Consider the following 18,537-nt stretch of genomic DNA (forward strand, 5'->3'; position numbering starts at 1 on the left):
CCCTGGATATTAAGTATCCGTCGGCGTTATACTGCGTTTTCATCATGCATTGCAATTGAATGGATATATTGAGCCGGTTCAGGATCAAGGCGAATGAATACTTCAGGGATAGTTTTAATTATCACGGCGTTTGGATTGGGTTTCAGGCATGGTTTTGACCTGGATCACATCGCCACTATCGATGCAATCACTCGGACTACGCGCTCGCGCCAGCAATTGAGTAAAATGAGCGGCATATTATTTTCATCGGGGCATGGTTTGATAGTCACGGCTGCCAGTCTGATAATTGGCAGCGGTATCATGCAGTCACAGCTTCCCGCCTGGCTTGATCCATTTGGCGTGGCCATATCGATATTTTTTTTGTTTGCATTTGGGTTTGCCACCCTCTGGAATGTATTGCGAGGCTCGCAATGCGCTGTTTCTGCCGTGAGTCTGAAGGCACGGTTTTATACCCTGCTGCTGGGGCCAAGATGCCATCCGGTTTTTATCATGTTAATCGGTGCGCTCTATGCGATCTCTTTTGACACCCTCAGCCAGGCGGCATTGTTTTCCATTTCCGCATCCCTGTTGACGGGGTGGCTGTTTTCGGGAATATTGGGCGTGGTCTTTACACTGGGAATGATGTTGTCGGATGGTATAAATGGTTATTTCGTTTCCGCGTTGATTGGAAGAACGGACAAAATCTCTTTGCTGTTTTCCAGCATGCTGGGATTGATGATTTCCGTTTTCAGCCTGTCTGTAGGCGCGTTTAATCTGAGCAAATTGATCTGATTGATTATGCATGAATTATGGCTGAGCAAAAACATTATCGAAATCGTTCTTCAGTCTGCCGCGGGCAGGCGGCAGAAGCGTGTTAAAAAGATAAGTCTGGAAATCGGTGCGCTGGCTGCAGTCGAGCCATCAGCCCTGGCATTCAGCTTTACTGTGGCCGCCAGGAACACCATCGCCAATGGCGCCATCTTGGAAATTATTAGCGTTCCTGGAAAGGCACGTTGTGAATCCTGCGGTAAAACGGTTAATATCAGTCAGTACTCCGATGCCTGTGATGATTGCGGAGGATATGCGCTGACTGTTATTCAAGGAGAAGAGTTACGCGTTAAATCCATGGAGGCGGAATAATGTGCGGGATTTGCGGTTGTTCGGAAAACAATCATGACATGGCGGTTCATTCGCACGGAGACAGTGCCATGGCTGTCCATGCTCATGACGATCACGAATGGATAAATATCGAAAAGGATATTTTTTCCCGTAACAATCACTTCGCACGACAAAATCAGGATTTTTTTTCGAGAAACAGAATCCTGGCAATTAACATGATGTCCAGTCCCGGCTCCGGAAAAACAACTTTGTTGGCTAAAACCATTTCGGCATTGAAAGAAAACATACTGTCTGCGGTGATCGTCGGCGACCAGCAGACCGAATACGATGCTGCAGTGATTGAAGCGAGCGGCGCGCCGGCGGTGCAGATTAATACAGGCAAGGTCTGTCATCTGGACGCGCATATGATCGGACACGCGGTGGAAAAGCTCCCGTTACGCGAACGCATGGTTTTATTCATTGAAAATATCGGAAATCTCGTGTGTCCCGCCCACTTTCATTTGGGAGAGCATTATAAAATCGTGGTGCTTTCGGTCGCGGAGGGTGACAACAAGCCGCTTAAATATCCCGACATGTTCCGGTTCGCGGATTTGATGATTTTGACCAAAACTGATTTGCTGCCTTATGTCGAATTCGATGTGGACAAATGCATGGATTACGCGCGGCGAATCAGGCCCGGTCTGGAAGTCATCGCTTTGTCCGCCAACAACGGCCAGGGTTTGACACATTGGTATCAATGGCTGATGCAGAAACAGAAATGAAACCGGAACGATTGCGTATCCACATCAAAGGCCAGGTCCAGGGTGTTGGATTCCGGCCCCATGCTTGTCAAACCGCACGCCGTCTGGATCTGACCGGATGGGTACAGAATAATGCCGAGGGTGTGCTGATAGAAATACAGGGAGCCTCTGTTTCCAGCTTTTTACCGTGTCTGATGGCGGAACTTCCCCCTCTGGCAAGAGTCTATCAGGTTCAATCGAAACGAATTCCTCGCGAGCAGGACGAAAAGACCTTTCAAATTATTCAGAGCAGATCCGGCCCGGTGAATACGCTGATCTCGCCGGACGCAGGGATTTGTGACGCCTGCCTGTTTGAATTGTTTGATCCGGCAAGCCGTTATTACCTCTATCCATTCCTGAACTGCACTCATTGCGGCCCGCGTCTGACAATTACGCGGCGGCTGCCTTACGACCGCCACCATACCTCCATGGATGTTTTTCCGCTTTGCCCGGATTGCCGCCGCGACTATACCGATGTGGAAAACCGCCGCTATCACGCCCAACCCGTAGCATGCGCGGCTTGCGGTCCGCGTCTGACACACTCCATCGCCCAGGCCGCACAATATCTTCGTGACGGAGAAATCATTGCTTTAAAAGGCCAGGGAGGTTATCAACTCATTTGTGATGCGAAAAACAGCGGGACAGTAAGAAGGCTGCGCGAAGGCAAAAACCGTGAAGCGAAACCCTTGGCACTGATGACGCTCAATGCCGCCAGCGCAAGCTGTCTCGCGCATGTGTGTGAACATTCCAAACGGTTATTGGAAAGCAAGGAGCGTCCCATCGTGCTGCTGCCCGGCCGCGGCTTTGATAGTCATGTTTGCGCGAGTCATTTGCACTCTGGCGTGAGTCGGAACTTCCTGGATGTCATCGCGCCTGGATTGTCGACAATCGGTGTCATGCTTCCTTATACTCCGCTGTATTACCTGATGTTTCACGCCCTGGCAGGATTTCCCGCGGGGCACGCCTGGCTGGAGGAAGACCATCCCTATGTGCTGGTCGTGACCAGCGCAAATCGAAGCGGCGATCCGCTGGTGGCGGATGATCAAACGGCACTGCGTGAGTTGTGCGGCATTGCTGATCGTATCATTTTCTATAACCGTGAAATTGTATGCCGCGCGGATGATTCGGTGGTGCGCGTGATTGACCATGCGCCGGTTTTTATCCGCCGCTCCAGGGGCTATGTGCCGTCACCTGTCAGACTAGCGCACGCTCTTCCTTCAACCCTGGCGTTAGGCGGACATCTTAAAAATACTTTTTGCCTTACGCGCGCGGATGAAGCATTCGTTTCTCCGTATATCGGCACGCTGAATAACAAGGCTGCCATTGATTTTTTTCATGAGTCACTCAATCATTTCATGGAATTTCTTGATATCCGTCCTGAGCGGATCGCGCATGATTTCCATCCGGATTTTTACACGACACAATTTGCGCAGCATTACGGCCTTCCCGTTTATGCTGTCCAGCACCATCACGCGCACCTGGCCGCTGTTGCCGCTGAACAGCATATACTGACACCTGCGTTGGGATTGGCGCTGGACGGGTACGGATACGGCGCAAAAGGGGAAGCCTGGGGCGGTGAATTGTTTTTGCTGGAAAATACTGCCTGCAAGCGGCTGGGTTATCTCACTCCCTTGCCGCTGCCAGGCGGCGACATCGCCGCGCGCGAACCCTGGCGCATGGCGGCGAGTGTTTTGCATTTGTTGGGGCGCGGCCAGGAAATACCGCATCGATTCGGGCAATATCCTCATGCCGGCCTCTTGTCTTCCCTGTTGGAAAAAGGTCTTAATACTTCATTGACCAGCAGCGGCGGCCGTTTGTTCGATGCGGCAAGCGGCATATTGGGTGTCACGGGAGTTTCAAGATATGAAGGACAGGCGGCGATGCAGTTGGAAAGTCTGGTGACGAAACCGGTGATTTTGCCAGAGGGATGGAGAGTGGAAAACGGATGCCTGAACATGCTGCCGGTGCTGGCGCGTTTATTCGATATGGATCCTGTGCGGGGAGCCAATCTCTTCCATGGAACTCTGACAGCGGGTATGGTTGAATGGATCATAAAGGCAGCGGAATGTCATTCCGTTGATGTGGTACTATTAGCCGGAGGCTGTTTTTTGAATAAAGTGCTTGCCGAGGGATTGATTAACCGGCTGGCTGAAAAAGGATTAAAAGCCATACTGCCTCGCAGCATTCCGCCTAATGATGGCGGTTTGTCGCTGGGGCAGGCGTGGATTGCGGGGAGAATGTGATGCGGGTCAATCCCGGCTGCTAGACCGATGTCTGGCCGGGCATGAGTGCCGAGTGAAAATGAAAAGGATGTTTATGTGTCTGGCTTTACCTGCACAAGTTATCGAATTACTTGAAGATCAGCGCGCCATTGTCAGTCTGGGCGGCGTCAGAAAGGAAATTTCCACTTCCTTGCTGGAGACGGTCTCAGCGGGAGAGTATGTCATCATTCATGTCGGCTACGCGCTGACGCGGCTGGATGAACAGGAGGCACAAAAAACACTGCAATTATTCGCGGATCTGTTTCAGGAAGGAAATGATCATTGAAGTATATCGAGGATTTCCGCAAGGGTGAATTCGCCGCCGGCCTGGCGCGGGAAATCGCGCGGCATGCTCAGCCCGGCCGCCGCTATCAACTCATGGAGTTTTGCGGCGGCCACACTCATGCCATTCATCGATACGGGCTGCCGGGTTTGCTGCCTGATCATGTAGAAATGATTCATGGCCCGGGCTGTCCTGTCTGTGTCTTGCCTATCGCGCGTATTGATAAGGCAATAGCGCTCGCTTCTCATCCCTCAGTGATATTGTGCAGTTATGGCGATATGTTGAGAGTGCCGGGATCGGGCCAAAAAAATCTTTTAAAAATCAAGGCAGAGGGTGCGGATGTTCGCATGGTTTATGCAGTCGATGACGCACTGGCCATCGCGCGGCAAAACCCGCATAAACAAGTGGTATTTTTCGCGATTGGATTTGAAACCACCACGCCTCCCACGGCTCACGCTATCCTTCAGGCAAAAGCATTGAAACTGACAAATTTCAGCGTGTTCTGTAATCATGTGCTGACACCCGCGGCGATGGAAAGTCTGCTGCAGTCACAAAGTGAAACAGAGGGATCAGTGAAACTGGATGGATTTGTAGGGCCGGCGCATGTGAGTATTGTCATTGGCAGCCAGGCCTATGAGAGTGTGAGCCAACGATTTCAGAAGCCGATTGTCATATCCGGGTTTGAACCCCTGGATGTGTTGCATTCCATTCTCATGCTTATACGTCAGATCAATGAAAACCGTTGTGAAGTCGAGATTCAGTACACGCGCGCGGTTAACCGGACTGGAAACCGGGTTTCACAAAAAATCATGGATGAAGTCCTGGAACTGCGTGATCGTTTTGAATGGCGGGGTTTGGGCTTTATTCCCCTCAGTGCATTGAGAATCCGGGATGCCTATGCAGAGTTTGACGCGGAAAAGCGCTTTGTGCTCCCTGAAACAAACGGCCTGGAACACAAGCAATGTGAATGCGGCGCGGTACTGCGCGGCATTAAAAAACCCACTGACTGCAAATTATTCGCAAAAGTCTGCACGCCGGAAAATCCGCTTGGATCGTGCATGGTGTCATCAGAAGGGGCATGCGCGGCAGTATATGCCTACGGACGGGTAAACAGCATATGACGGAAGCATTGGCTGGAAAGACAGGCGCTAGAGTGACGGGGCTCTCCGGTAAAATAACCGGGCCCAAGCTGAACTTCAAAAATGGTCATGTCGAATTGAGCCATGGCAGCGGCGGCCGCGCGATGGCGCAGTTGATTGACCAATTATTTTTTGATGCTTTTGACAATGAATGGCTGGCACAAAGAAATGACCAGGCACTCTTTTCCGTATCCGCAGGCCGCATGGTCATGACAACTGACGCGCATGTTGTTTCTCCCCTGTTTTTTCCGGGTGGAGACATTGGCTGTCTGGCTGTTTACGGAACAATCAATGATATCGCCATGTCTGGCGCCAAACCCTTGTACCTGTCAGCCGGCTTTATTCTGGAGGAAGGCTTTCCTCTGGCGGACTTGCAAAAAATCGTGGCATCCATGGCGCGCGCCGCGCAAGCGGCGAATGTCGCCATCATCGCGGGTGATACGAAAGTCGTTGAGCGCGGGAAAGGCGACGGCGTGTTTATCACGACTACAGGTATCGGCGTCGTGCCGGATCATGTCAATATTTCAGGAAATAATGCCAGGCCGGGGGATAGTATTCTGGTGAATGGTTACATAGGCGATCATGGCGTCGCCATCATGGCGCATCGGAATCATCTGCAATTTCAGACTGACATACAGTCTGATACCGCTGCCCTGCATGAACTGGTCGCAGACATGGTGAAGGCGGTTCCCGGCATTCATTGTCTGCGCGATCCCACGCGCGGAGGATTGGCCACCACATTGAATGAATTGGCTGTGCAGTCAAAAACCGGCTTTGTGATCGATGAAAGCTGTGTTCCAGTGCGCAGGGAAGTGGCGGGCGCCTGTGAATTACTGGGTCTTGATCCTCTCTACGTCGCCAATGAAGGCAAGCTGGTGGCCGTCTGCCCATCCGGTCAGGCGGATACATTATTGGCTGTCATGCGCTCCCATCCCCTGGGAACCTTTGCGGCTGTGATAGGGACGGTAATTGAGGATTCACGGCACTTTGTTCAACTAAAAACACGGCTGGGCGGTATGCGGATTGTAGACTGGCTTGCTGGAGAGCAGTTACCCAGGATTTGTTAAGAGGACAGGGAATGAATGGAGAAACCAGTTATTTTCTTCCGCATGACGGGCTGCAAGATCTGATAGATGCCTTAGGCCATGCCGGGTTTGTCTGCATAGGACCGAAAGCGCGTGATGGCGCCATTGTGTATGAACAGCTGGATCGCGCCAGTGAACTACCGTGGGGAATGCGCGATTACCAGTCTCCTGGACAATACCGGCTGGAAGTGACAGATGAAAAAAAAGCGTTTGCCTTTTCAAATGGGGCGCAAGCCATTAAACCGGTTTTGTTCAGGCCGCGGGAAACGGTGTGGAAGGTGGTTCGTAATGAAGAGGGCAAACTGGAATTCAAACCGCATCAGCCCAAAGAAGCGCCTCTTGCCATTCTGGGCGCGCGTGCCTGCGATTTGGCGGCGATGGCGGTTCAGGACAAGGTTTTTCTGCATGGAAAAAATATTGATCCGCGTTACCAGGCACGCCGTGAGAATTTATTTGTTGTTGCTGTTAATTGCAGTTATTCATCACAAAACTGTTTTTGTGTTTCAGCCGGTACGGGTCCAAATGTGAAAAGCGCCGGTGTGTGCGGAGCCGCCGGAGCCAGGCAGTATGATATTTTAATGACTGAAATCGATGGCGGTTTTGCCGTCGAATGCGGCAGCGCGCGCGGCCGGGAAATCATGGTTGAAATGAGCCTGGAAGAGGCAAGGTCGGCTCAATGCAGCCAGGCCGTTCAAAATGTCGAGCATGCCGCCGCGATGCAGGTCAAACGCATTCCGCTGGATAATGGCTATGGCTTGCGTGATTTATTATTCTCCAATCTGGATCATCCGCGCTGGGATGAGGTGGCTGACCGCTGTCTTTCCTGCGGCAACTGCACCCAGGTTTGTCCCACGTGTTTTTGCCATAGCGAGTCGGACAGGCAAAACCTGGATGGCTCCTGCAGTGAGCACACGCGCGAATGGGACTCCTGTTTTACCGCCGGCCATAGTTATCTGAATGGAAAAATCATCCGCGATGATACGCGAAAACGCTATCGTCAATGGTTGACGCATAAGGTTGGCAGCTGGTTTGATCAATTTGACGTGAGTGGATGCGTGGGCTGCGGCCGCTGTATTTCATGGTGTCCCGTTGGTATTGACCTGACCCAGGAACTGGCTGCGATTTCCGGCGAATCGAATGAAAGGGAAAAAACGTGATGAACGGAATTCTTATGGATCCGTATTTGCCTGTCGAAGCCGAAGTCGTGAAATGCACGCATGAATCATCCAGCATTTTTACGCTGCATGTCAGTTTCGCCGAGCGTCATCACCATCATCTTTACTCGTTTTACCCGGGACAATTCAATATGGTCTATCTTTATGGTGTCGGCGAAGTGGCGATATCCATCGTGTCCGACCCGGAAGAAACGCATATTATCAGTCATACCATACGCGCCCTGGGGCGCGTCACCAGGGCGCTGCAAAGATTGCAGCCAGGTGACCGCATTGGTATCCGCGGTCCGTTCGGCCGGGGCTGGCCGCTGCATAAGGTTCAAGGCAAAGATATTGTCGTTGTCACGGGAGGGTTGGGCTGTGCTCCAACGGTGTCCATTATCAATTATATTCTCGCAAGAAGAAACCAGTATGGAAATTTGAAAATCCTGCAAGGTGTCAAACACAGTGATGATTTCATTTTTCGCAAACAATATGAAAAATGGCAGCAGTCGCCGCATACTGAAATCCACATCGCTGCTGACCAGGCGGGACCAAAGTGGCCGTGGAATGTGGGCTATGTCACGGACATGATACAAACACTTGAGCTGAATCCGGATAAAACCATTTGCATGATGTGCGGGCCGGAAATGATGATGCATACCGCCATCAGCGCCTTGGACAGACAGGGGATTCCAGAGCAGGCTATTTATCTGAGCATGGAGCGAAACATGGAGTGCGGCATAGGGCATTGCGGTCATTGCCAGTATGGCGGTCTTTTTGTATGCAAGGATGGCCCTGTTTTCGCCTATCCGGAAATCAAGGGATTATTCAGAACAGCGGGATTTTAGCATGGATTTCACCAAACCACGGCTGGCGGTGCATAAATTCACTTCTTGTGACGGCTGTCAACTGGCATTTCTGAATTCAGGTGAAGCGTTAATCACGCTTTCAGGTCTGATGGACATTGTGCATTTTTCCGAATTTGGAATGGTGGATCCGGGTGCAAAAGTCGATATCGCCTTTGTGGAGGGCAGCATCTCAACGCCTGATGAAGAAAAGCGTATCCGGCAGGTACGCGAGAACAGTACTTATGTTATCACCATAGGTGCGTGCGCGACTGCGGGAGGGATACAGGCGCTGCGAAATTTTGCCAGCCACAAAGAATGGATGGCCGCGGTTTATGCGGCGCCGGGTACGATTCAGGCCCTGGAAAATTCTACGGCCATATCGCACCACATACGCGTGGATTGGGAGTTATGGGGGTGTCCGGTAAATACAGGGCAAGTCATGGAAGCCATCCGCTCGCTGTTGTCTCGCGCTTCGCCGCGCATCAAACACGACTCCGTTTGTATTGAATGCAAGCGCAATGGCAATGTGTGTGTTCTGGTTGCGAAAAATCAGCCTTGCATGGGGCCGGTGACACAAACAGGCTGCGGTGCCTTGTGTCCCTCTGTGGGCCGGGCCTGCTACGGTTGCTATGGCCCCCACGAAAACCCAAATACAAAATCGCTGGGACGCTGGTTTGAACAGTATGAAGGATTGTCAAAGGACGCCATCGCCGCCCGGTTTTTGCATATCAACAATCAAGCGCCCGCATTCAATCAGGCGGGTCAATACTTCAAGGGAATTAAAATCATCAATGAGTCATAGTATCACTCTGAATGTTCCGATTCTGGCGCGTGTTGAAGGAGAAGGCGCGCTGGAACTGACAATTCGAAATCAGGCCATAGAATCCTTGCGCCTCAGGATTTATGAGCCGCCGCGCCTGTTTGAGAAATTCCTGGAAAATCGTCCTTATACGGATGTCATGGACATGGTTGCCCGCATTTGCGGGATTTGCCCGGTTGCCTATCAAATGAGTGCCGCCCATGCGATTGAAAACTGTTTCGATATAAATCCCGGTCCCTGGGTGCGTGAAATGCGCCGGTTATTCTATTGCGGCGAATGGATTGAAAGTCATAGTTTGCATATTCACCTTCTCGCGGCGCCTGATTTATTCGGATGCAAGTCTGCGGCCGAGCTGGCGCGGCAGTGCCCTCAGGAAGTGCGGCGCGGTTTGAGGCTGCAGGCTTTCGGGAATGAATTGATCAAGTTATTCGGCGCGCGCTCAGTTCATCCTGTTGGCGCGTGTGTAGGAGGATTTTATCGCGCACCCGGTCCGGATCAGGCAAGCAAGCTGTTAAAGCTGGCGAAGGAGAGAATCCGCGATTGCGAGGATTTGATTGTTTGGCTCGCCGCATTGCCGCTTCCTGATAATTCACATGAGTTTGTATGTGTTTCACTTTATCATCCTGCTGAATATCCGATGAATGAAGGGAATATTGTCTCGGATCATGGGTTGAACATTGCTGGCAATCAATTTGATTCCTGTTTCAAGGAATATCAGGTGTCGTACTCTAACGCCTTGCATTGTAAACTGCAGGGGCGGGATTATCTGGTGGGCCCGCTGGCCAGAGTAAACAATTGCTACGGGCATCTGCCTGCTGAAATTCATTTATTGTTGAAACGTCTGGGCATTCGTTTCCCTTCCAAGAATATGCACCAAAGCATTCTTGCCCGCGCGGTTGAAATATACTATTGTGTGTTGGAAGCCATTCGTATTCTGAGTGATTACACCCTTCCCGAGTCTGCTTTCAGTACGCCCGTGCCGCGCGCCGGTCATGGATTCGGCTGCACCGAGGCGCCCAGAGGGATGTTGTGGCATCATTATGAATTCGACGCGGCCGGAACAGTCAGGTCTGCGCGCATTATCCCCCCGACCAGTCAGAATCAGGCGCGTATTGAGGAAGACTTGCGATATTCGCTGCTGAAGCTGGGTCTGGACAAGTCACCTGACGAATTGCGCGCATACAGTGAGAGAATTATCCGAAACTATGACCCTTGCATATCCTGTTCCACACATTTTCTCAGTCTGAAAGTCAACCGTTTATGAGCAGGATAAAAGTACTAGGCATCGGTTCACCCTACGGTGATGACCAGGCTGGCTGGAAAGCGGCGGAATTGCTGGCCCAGCGCGCAGCAATCCAATCGTATGCGCCGGATATGCTGTGTATTGAAATCTATGACAGGCCCGGCATGCGGTTGCTTGACTACTGGCAAGGGGAAAATATCGTTTATATCATCGATGCGGTCGTGTCGGGCGGTGCGATCGGCGCGATTCATCGGTTCCAGAATATGGAAATTGAAGAAGCGCAATGCATTGTTTCATCGCATGAGATGGGGGTGGCGCAGGCGCTGCAAATAGGCCGGGCGCTGAACCAATTGCCCGAAAACATCATATTTTATGGCGTTGAAATCCTTCAGGCGGCTCATGGCAGGGATATTTCTTCTTCAGTGGCGCGGGCCGTCTGTCACCTCGTTGCACGTGTAGAGGCTGAGATAACCCGCACATTGGCGGGCCTGATTTAATTTCGGGCAAGGATGGATTTTGACGGAGAATCAGGCAGAAAAAGCGGGTCAATCGAAGTGGAATCTTCTTCTGCTGGGGCGCGGTTGGGCAATTTCCTGTAATTCGCTTTTTATCTGTTCCACGCGTAAATTTTTAAGATCATGGAAGTTCATTTTTTCCAGCAGGCTGGCAGCATAGACGGACAACGCATTCTGGTAAAGAGGATCAGAATGAATTTTCTCGAGCATTTCCTCTGACTGGGTGTTTTTCGCTGAAGATGATTGCTGCAGGATGCCGACCAGCTGGGTGGCAATCCGTTTTTCATCCAGCACAAAATCAATATCATGGTGTGATTCGTCAGCCGAAGCGTTAAATCGGGTGTCAAGATAATTGGCCATGATATCGAACGTCCTCGCAGTCATGGCGCCCATGCTGATCAGCATGTCCATCTCATCATTTAGGTAGCTGCTAAACTGCGAGCCATGATTTTTATCAAGCAGGGATGAATATTTCCTAAGGATGTAAAGTGTTTCATCTCTTTCAACCTTGCCGTATCCTAACAATTTGAACCCCGCGGCCAGCATTTGCACTGGGTGATCGTCGGAAATTTGAATAATTATATGCGGTAGATCCTGTTCCATTTCACTCAACCCCGTCCAGCTTGAAGCCAGGGTGTGAGCGTGATAAGGATGATCAGCTACAAGACGTGACGTTAGATCATTCAGCATTGCGCTGGCTTGAAGACGCGCCAGGCATTGCGCGACATTATCGGCAGAGGAAAAATAATAACCATGCTGTTCGGACTCCCATTTTGACAATATTTCCTGATAGAGACGCGCGAGTGAAGCATCATGATGCAGCAATATTGCTCCTTCAGCGATAAAAACAGCAGAGTCAGGGTGGCTGCGCAAATAGTCTTCGTAAGGTGAGAAAGGTATGCCGCTTTCATGCAGTTTTCTGAATGCAGTAACCATGTTGTTTCGGTCATGAAATAATTGTTTCCAGAAGCCGGATTTTTCGGCGGCATCCGGGCTTACGTTGTCAAATAACCCATGTCTTTTCTGGCCGGTCTTGGGCGCCCAGGTCAAGCCTTCTTCCTTATGGTGTTCGATTTCAAAATAGGAGACGGCAGATTCTATCTCTACGGGGCGCACCTGTATGGCCGCGCCCCAATTGTATAAATATACTTTTGGCGGTGCGTGGCAGACATACACATTAAAAGTATGCGGTATGCCGAATTCAATCGCTTCGGCAAGCGCGATATCATCAGAATTTTCCTTGATATGCTGTGATTTCCGGTAAGCCCTGATGAAACCATGCCCTGTCCGCTTTTTGATTTCAGCATTCATATATTCCAGATTGTTCAGATGACAATCTAAAAATTCATCGAATTCAATCTCATGCCCTGTGCGATAAGCAAGAATCACGTCATTATTGATCATGGGCATAATTTCATAAACCAGATCGGTATTGAATTGGTATTTAAGCGGATTGAGCGCAAGCCCTGTCTGGCTGCCCGCCAGCCGGCGTCTAAGCGTTTCCGGGTCGGGAATATTTTTCAGGCGTATGTCGTTGCAATCGATATATATTCCTGTCATTTCAGGGTGGATATCAGGATATACTTTTAACAGTAAAAAAAGGCGTAATGTGTCTGCGGCCATGGCGTAGGGCAATTTGTCTTTTTCATTGCCCAGTTTGACCAGACGATCTATCCATCTCATGAGCTTGATGGATTTTTCATCGGTGCAGTTGATGTCGCGATAATCCTTGATGACGATGCCGTTTTGTTCGAGTACATGCCTGGCTTGCGGATCGAGGATGGACGCGTCGGTCCATAAGCATACCTGATATTCATTTTCATATCCTGCGGCGTCAATATCAGCTTTGATCTTCACCAGATTATCAATTACACTGGCTCTGACGCTGCCGTCAGGTGAAAACCAAATACCATTAATGACGGCTTTGATGTCATTGCTGCGTGCTTTCATGCTGTCCTCGCGTCAGCGTGCTTATTATTAAAGTATAATCGATGTGGAATTTATTTGATTATTAATTAACAACAGCTTGCATATGCGGATACATTGATCGCCGTCGTTTGTCGCGAGGCAGGGTTGGCGCGGGAAAGATTCCATTAACGCGTGAGCCGGTAAATCAACAAGGCGGCGCGCTCTGTCTGCACTGTCAGAAAGTCAAGATTGATGGTTTCCGCGTGCGAATGCGCGCCTGTTCCCAGCGCGCCCAGTCCGGCCAGATTTGCCGGTACGATAGAGGCGATATGTGAAATATCGCCCGCGCCTCTCAGGCCGGGGTCCAGCGGTTTGATGTGGCCATGTCCCGCATCAAAACTGGCGTTGCTGTATTTTTTTAATAATTCAATATTGCCGGAAGCAGGCGGCATGGCGGGAATGCCGTCTTCAAACTTGATGGAAGCGATTGTTCCGGGCAAATGATTGTTTACAATTGCTTCAAACTGTTTTTCAGCGGATTGCTTTTGCTCCAGTGTTAAAAAGCGCAAGTCTCCGGTTGCCATTGTGTTCTTCGCGATGACATTATCCTTCCCGAATGCCACGCCTTGCGATGCGTTTTTATTATAACGAGCTGTGGTGCCGCCGAAAATCAGGCCTGGGCTGAAAGTCAGATAGCGTTCGCCGGAAAGTGCCGTCCGCATGGTGTCGAGAATGCGCGATATTTCATAGATGGCGCCAAATCCGGCGGTTTTCTGGAAAATTTCAGACGAATGCGCTTCGGTTCCTCGTGCTTCAATCACCCATTTCGCTATGCCGCGGCGGGCAATCGCTGCGGTATCGGCCGTGATGGCCCATTCAAAATCCAGCGCAACATCGCTGTGACGGGCGGCGTCGATCAGGGATTTTCTTGAGATTGAGACGGGCTTTCCGGAATTTTCTTCATCTCCTGTGAGGACGACGGTAATGGATGTATTATTCAGAGCATGGGCCGCCTCCAGGGCTTTCAAGGCGTAAAGCAGTATGACATCGCCTCCCTTGTCGTCAATGACGCCGGGACCTGTCGCATGATTGCCGCGGCGTACGAATTTATTGAACGTGGCGTCATTGGGAAAGACAGTATCCAGATGTCCTATCAGTAGCAGTCTCTTGCCCTTTGTTCCCGTGCGCTCGGCGATCAGTGTGCCGGCCCGCTGCATGCCGGCTGGCAGATCTGCCCACCTGGTTTTAAATCCGAGTTGCTCAAGCTCATTCCGCAGCAGATTTCCAACACGGCGGATGCCCGGTATATTCATTGTGCCACTGTTTACATTGACCAGTTCTTCCAGCATCCGTATCTGTCTGGTGCGGTTCTGTTTTATATGGTCAATGATTTGATTTTCTGTCTGATCCAGAGGAATGGCTTGCGCCGTCCTGGAAGCAAGCACAATAATCAGAATACTTAATCGGAGAAGCTGTCGTGTAACACGCATGCAAATGACCATTTTTCAGGGTGAATTAAATAGGCTGACCTCTCTTTTCCTGGATATGAGTGGATGTCCAGAGTGCGAAGCACGATGCCAGAATCATATATATCGCGGGAGAGGAATTGTTTTTTGTCATTTCTATCAGCCAGGTCGCAATCAGCGGACAAGTTCCGCCAAAAACAGCCAGGCCGATGTTGAAGCCGAATGACAGGCCTGTGTATCGGTTTAGCGTGTCAAACGATTCAACCATGCTGACAAACGCGGTCGGCAGGAACAGGCTGAAGATGAAGGTGAAAGTTCCCATGGCGATATAAACTTGCGAGATAGAGCCGGATGAAAACATGACAAACAAGGGGTAAGCCAGAATAGCCATGGCGATACAGGAGGCGTACAGGATTGCCTTGCGGTTGATATAATCTGAAACATATCCAAACATCAATACCAGACAGGCCAGGCATAAAATATAAAAGCTGTTTACTTGCAGTGCAAATTCATGGCTGTAGTGCTGCACGTTAGTAAGATAAGTCGGCATCCAGATAAACAATATCTGATAGAAAATACCCCAGCAGCTTGCCAGACCAATTACAATGAGCAGATTTTTGAATACACGGTGATCCTTCAATAATGCGGAGACTGGGTAGCGTTTTCGTTCCATTTTTTCATTCTGCCGGTTTCTGAAATATGGCGTTTCGGGCATGGTGATACGTAAAAGGATACTGACAAGACAAAGAGCGGCCCCGGCCCAATAACCTACACGCCATCCCCATGCCAAAAGCTGCTGTTGGGAAAAGCTGTTAATGATCAGCAAAGATGCGGTTGAGCTGATTAAAATGCCCAGCGCGGCGCTGGTTGGCACGGTGCTGACCCATAGTGACCGGCGCGACGCAGGCGCGTATTCGGCGATATAGACGGCCGATCCAGTATGTTCTCCACCGGCGGATAATCCCTGGCTGATCCGTAACAGGCAAAGAAGTATCGGGCTGGCCAGGCCAATACTGTCATAAGTAGGCAGACAGCCAATCAATAACGTGGGCACACCCATCATGACCAGTGATAAGATCAGAGCGCGCTGCCGGCCGTAAGTGTCTCCAATCCAGCCAAACAGGACTCCGCCTAATGGGCGCACAAAGAAGCTGAGGGCGAAAACGGTAAAAGTCAAAGTGAGGGACAGGAGTGAGTTTTTTGATGGGAAAAAAAGCTGCGAAATGGTGGAAGCAAGATACCCATACAATAAAAAATTGTACCATTCGTTTAAATTGCCAATAGTCCCGCCCAGGATAATATGCCACATATTTCGTTTAGCTAACGCTTGCATTCTGCAAACCTCATGGGGTGTGGGATGTGATTGATTGGAAAGTGGACAGAAGAATAAAAGAATGACTTGGTGAAGTCAATATGTACGGTCTTGGAATCATGGTACAGCATCAATCTAAGAGAGGCGGCTTTGATATTGGGAGGATGTTCATTGAACTGCGCCAGTCTTTAAGCATGACTAATTCGCTCCATACGCCACATCCATGTGGCAAGGGATTTCATCCTGAAATCCAGTCGCTCATCTGTCATGCTTAAAGACTGGCGCAGTTCAATGAGCACCTTCGATATTCGCGAAAAAATGTTAGTCTGTTTGCATGATTCGTGATATCAGATTCAAATAGCCGCGATCCAGGCTGGCTTTCTGGCTGCCAAGGCGCGTCAGGCAAAAATACCGTAAGCAATCCATTTTTGAATCTGACTTTTCACGGGTTTGCTGATCAACTGCCTCATGATAGAGCATGACGGCACAATATAGGATAACCATGCGATCGACAAGTTGCCGGATTTGCAGTTGCTGCAAATCCGTTTCCTGTTCACGAAATGTTTTTATCAGGGTTTCCAGACGGGCAAGTTCGTCCTGTACCGGCTGAAGAATCTCCGATAGTGTTTTGAGTTTATTCATCTCGGCGCGCATATAGGAAATATACAGGGAATCCAGGTCAAATTTTAAAATATCCTTGAGTATTTGCGCGCGCAAAACATTATGCGTGCCTTCCCAGTTTTCACACACGATACTATCGCGCAGCAAGCGCGGGATGGCGGAAAAGGTTTCGATCGTCCCGTTGCCGGCAAGCGTATCCAGCGCATGATGAATATGCTGGACGGACCACTGCGCTGACAGGTATTTTTGCATGTTGACCAGCAGACGCAGTAAAAGTTTTACATTCTCGCCGCTGGCGGCGCCGGTATCATATTCATCCTGCAGGCGTGCTGTCGCAAATACGGCAGCCAGCATGGCTGAATTTTCTGATTTTATGCGTGCGAGGTTTTCCGCGGCCAGGGGATGTGCAATGACGGATTTTGAAAAGACGATGCGGCGGCGGGCATAATGGCAGGCCTGAAAAAACGCGCGCCTTGCCATGCCCAGTACGCATATGGTATTGAACAGCCTGGATAGATGTAACACATTATCCATGACCAGATGAAATCCATCTTCGACATTTCCCAGTGTCAAGGCATAGGCGTCCTGAAAATCGACTTCACCCGTCGCCATGGAGCGTGTGCCAATCTTGTCTTTCAGTCTTCTGATGAAGTAATGGTTGGGTTCTCCGTTCCATAAAGCCGGTACGAGAAATAATCCCAATCCCTTTGTACCGGGAATGCCGGGATCATGCCGTGCGGTAAGGAATATGAGATCCGCGCCCGCGTTTGAGCAAAACCATTTTTCACCCCGGATGCGCCAAACGTTTTCATTTTCGCGGCGGGCTTCCACCGCATTCAGGCCAACATCGGAACCGCCCTGTATTTCAGTCAGGAATTGTGCCCCTGTATAATTCGTATCGTAAGAAGACGCCGTCAATCTTTCAATGTAAGCCTGTTTTCCAGGAAAATCCGGTGTTTTTTGCAGCACACGAATGATGCCGGCGGAACACGCGGCGGGGCAGTTGTGGCCTGCTTCGCCTGCCTGCGAGGATAAAAACAGAAACGCCAGGCATTCCGTCATTCCGCCAGGGCGGGACATGCGCTTTAACATTTGCGTGCCGTAGATAATGTTTCCGGCTTCACGATATGACGGATGGTGGATGACGCGCTGGTGCGGGTTGCCCGCCGCGTCGTAATGCTCGATGCGGGGAAGATTGTACGAAAGATTGTTTTCCGTCACCAGCGGTTCCAGCTCAGCCGCCACCTTCAGCCCAAAGGATTCCAGTTCCGGATGGAGTCTTGTAAAATCGGCTGGCAGCGCATGCTTAATCGTGTGCGCGTAATCCCTATCTGCAGCATAGACGTTTTTCCGGCAGTCCATCAGCCAATCAGATATGGCCTGGCGACCTTTTCCTGTATTATCCGCTTTTATATTCATCAGCCATTCATCCCTAGCAAATGCACCGTGTTTCTGCCGTTACTTCATCCTGGAGGGTAGTCTGATGGTGTCGCCCGCAACCATGAATACGCCTTTACCTTGATGATGAAGAGTGCGTGGTTTTTTTCTGGTGGACGCAATCCAGGCATTGACAACTTCCAGAATAAAAAAGTTGTAGCGGACAGTCAATGTCGTATCTATGACCCTGCACTCAAGGTTAGCATAACAGTCAGCAATCAACGGCGCGTGTACACAGGCTGCGGGAGCGGATGTGAGTTTGAACGTCTTGAATTTGTCGGTTTTCCGTCCGGTCGTGTTTCCGCATCCGGTTACCTGTTTCGCCAAATCGACAGAAGGAATGTTGATCACGCACTCCTTGGCTGCTTTTAGTATATTGAAGCTGAAATTTCGGTTGCTGATTACGCACCCGATGACAGGAGGTTCGAAATCCATCATGGTATGCCACGACATTGTCATGATGTTCGCTTTGCCTTTATGGGCAGTCGTGACCAGCACGACCGGGCCTGGTTCCAGAAGACGGTACACTTGAGACAAAGGCAGGTTTTTTTTCTTCATAAGGACATCC

17 protein-coding genes are annotated in these 18,537 nt (G+C 50.4%); 12 read left to right on the forward strand and 5 right to left on the reverse strand.

What is annotated here, in order from left to right:
• The first annotated feature begins 93 nt into the window (after positions 1 to 93).
• From AQULUS_RS04065 to AQULUS_RS04120, 12 genes are read left to right on the forward strand one after another with little or no spacing between them, the layout of a single operon-like run.
• Complete coding sequence (locus AQULUS_RS04065) at positions 94 to 771, forward strand: HoxN/HupN/NixA family nickel/cobalt transporter (protein WP_148338827.1); 678 nt, start codon at positions 94 to 96, stop codon at positions 769 to 771.
• Between the two features lie 6 nt (positions 772 to 777).
• Positions 778 to 1,119, forward strand: a complete 342-nt coding sequence (gene hypA, locus AQULUS_RS04070; RefSeq protein WP_148338828.1) for a hydrogenase maturation nickel metallochaperone HypA — start codon at positions 778 to 780, stop codon at positions 1,117 to 1,119.
• A complete protein-coding gene (gene hypB / locus AQULUS_RS04075; protein WP_148338829.1) occupies positions 1,119 to 1,859 on the forward strand; it encodes a hydrogenase nickel incorporation protein HypB in 741 nt (246 codons plus the stop codon). The genes hypA and hypB overlap by 1 nt, the downstream gene beginning before the upstream one ends.
• Entirely contained in the window at positions 1,856 to 4,120 is a 2,265-nt protein-coding gene (hypF, locus tag AQULUS_RS04080) for a carbamoyltransferase HypF (protein WP_148338830.1), read from the forward strand. Before hypB ends, hypF begins: the two co-directional genes overlap by 4 nt.
• Before the next feature lie 58 nt (positions 4,121 to 4,178).
• Complete coding sequence (locus AQULUS_RS04085; RefSeq protein ID WP_232051826.1) at positions 4,179 to 4,424, forward strand: HypC/HybG/HupF family hydrogenase formation chaperone; 246 nt, start codon at positions 4,179 to 4,181, stop codon at positions 4,422 to 4,424.
• Positions 4,421 to 5,542: a hydrogenase formation protein HypD gene (hypD, locus tag AQULUS_RS04090; protein ID WP_148338831.1), complete on the forward strand. Its 1,122-nt coding sequence runs from the start codon at positions 4,421 to 4,423 to the stop codon at positions 5,540 to 5,542. The genes AQULUS_RS04085 and hypD overlap by 4 nt, the downstream gene beginning before the upstream one ends.
• Positions 5,539 to 6,627 carry a hydrogenase expression/formation protein HypE gene (hypE, locus tag AQULUS_RS04095; protein WP_148338832.1) on the forward strand — a complete coding sequence of 363 codons (1,089 nt, stop codon included), beginning with the start codon at positions 5,539 to 5,541 and terminating at the stop codon, positions 6,625 to 6,627. Before hypD ends, hypE begins: the two co-directional genes overlap by 4 nt.
• Before the next feature lie 11 nt (positions 6,628 to 6,638).
• Positions 6,639 to 7,802: a 4Fe-4S dicluster domain-containing protein gene (locus AQULUS_RS04100; RefSeq protein ID WP_148338833.1), complete on the forward strand. Its 1,164-nt coding sequence runs from the start codon at positions 6,639 to 6,641 to the stop codon at positions 7,800 to 7,802.
• A complete protein-coding gene (locus tag AQULUS_RS04105) occupies positions 7,802 to 8,647 on the forward strand; it encodes an FAD/NAD(P)-binding protein (protein ID WP_148338834.1) in 846 nt (281 codons plus the stop codon). The genes AQULUS_RS04100 and AQULUS_RS04105 overlap by 1 nt, the downstream gene beginning before the upstream one ends.
• A 1-nt stretch (position 8,648) precedes the next feature.
• Entirely contained in the window at positions 8,649 to 9,449 is an 801-nt protein-coding gene (locus tag AQULUS_RS04110; protein WP_148338835.1) for an NADH-quinone oxidoreductase subunit B family protein, read from the forward strand.
• Complete coding sequence (locus AQULUS_RS04115) at positions 9,439 to 10,731, forward strand: Ni/Fe hydrogenase subunit alpha (RefSeq protein ID WP_148338836.1); 1,293 nt, start codon at positions 9,439 to 9,441, stop codon at positions 10,729 to 10,731. Before AQULUS_RS04110 ends, AQULUS_RS04115 begins: the two co-directional genes overlap by 11 nt.
• The gene (locus AQULUS_RS04120) at positions 10,728 to 11,207 is read left to right on the forward strand and encodes a hydrogenase maturation protease (RefSeq protein ID WP_148338837.1); all 480 of its coding nucleotides are present in this window, start codon (positions 10,728 to 10,730) and stop codon (positions 11,205 to 11,207) included. Before AQULUS_RS04115 ends, AQULUS_RS04120 begins: the two co-directional genes overlap by 4 nt.
• Before the next feature lie 48 nt (positions 11,208 to 11,255).
• Here AQULUS_RS04120 and AQULUS_RS04125 read toward each other — a convergent pair whose 3' ends face one another.
• The 5 genes from AQULUS_RS04125 to AQULUS_RS04145 all read right to left on the reverse strand — a co-directional run bounded on the left by AQULUS_RS04125 (position 11,256) and on the right by AQULUS_RS04145 (position 18,527).
• Entirely contained in the window at positions 11,256 to 13,175 is a 1,920-nt protein-coding gene (locus AQULUS_RS04125) for a hypothetical protein (protein WP_148338838.1), read from the reverse strand.
• 143 nt (positions 13,176 to 13,318) lie between these two features.
• The gene (locus AQULUS_RS04130; protein ID WP_148338839.1) at positions 13,319 to 14,623 is read right to left on the reverse strand and encodes a M20/M25/M40 family metallo-hydrolase; all 1,305 of its coding nucleotides are present in this window, start codon (positions 14,621 to 14,623) and stop codon (positions 13,319 to 13,321) included.
• A gap of 25 nt (positions 14,624 to 14,648) precedes the next feature.
• Positions 14,649 to 15,932, reverse strand: a complete 1,284-nt coding sequence (locus tag AQULUS_RS04135) for an MFS transporter (protein ID WP_148338840.1) — start codon at positions 15,930 to 15,932, stop codon at positions 14,649 to 14,651.
• Between the two features lie 300 nt (positions 15,933 to 16,232).
• Positions 16,233 to 17,951: an acyl-CoA dehydrogenase family protein gene (locus tag AQULUS_RS04140; protein ID WP_148338841.1), complete on the reverse strand. Its 1,719-nt coding sequence runs from the start codon at positions 17,949 to 17,951 to the stop codon at positions 16,233 to 16,235.
• Positions 17,952 to 17,990: 39 nt separating this feature from the next.
• Complete coding sequence (locus tag AQULUS_RS04145; RefSeq protein ID WP_148338842.1) at positions 17,991 to 18,527, reverse strand: flavin reductase family protein; 537 nt, start codon at positions 18,525 to 18,527, stop codon at positions 17,991 to 17,993.
• Between the last annotated feature and the right edge of the window lie 10 nt (positions 18,528 to 18,537).

This window comes from Aquicella siphonis (assembly GCF_902459485.1).
Classification (GTDB): domain Bacteria; phylum Pseudomonadota; class Gammaproteobacteria; order DSM-16500; family DSM-16500; genus Aquicella; species Aquicella siphonis.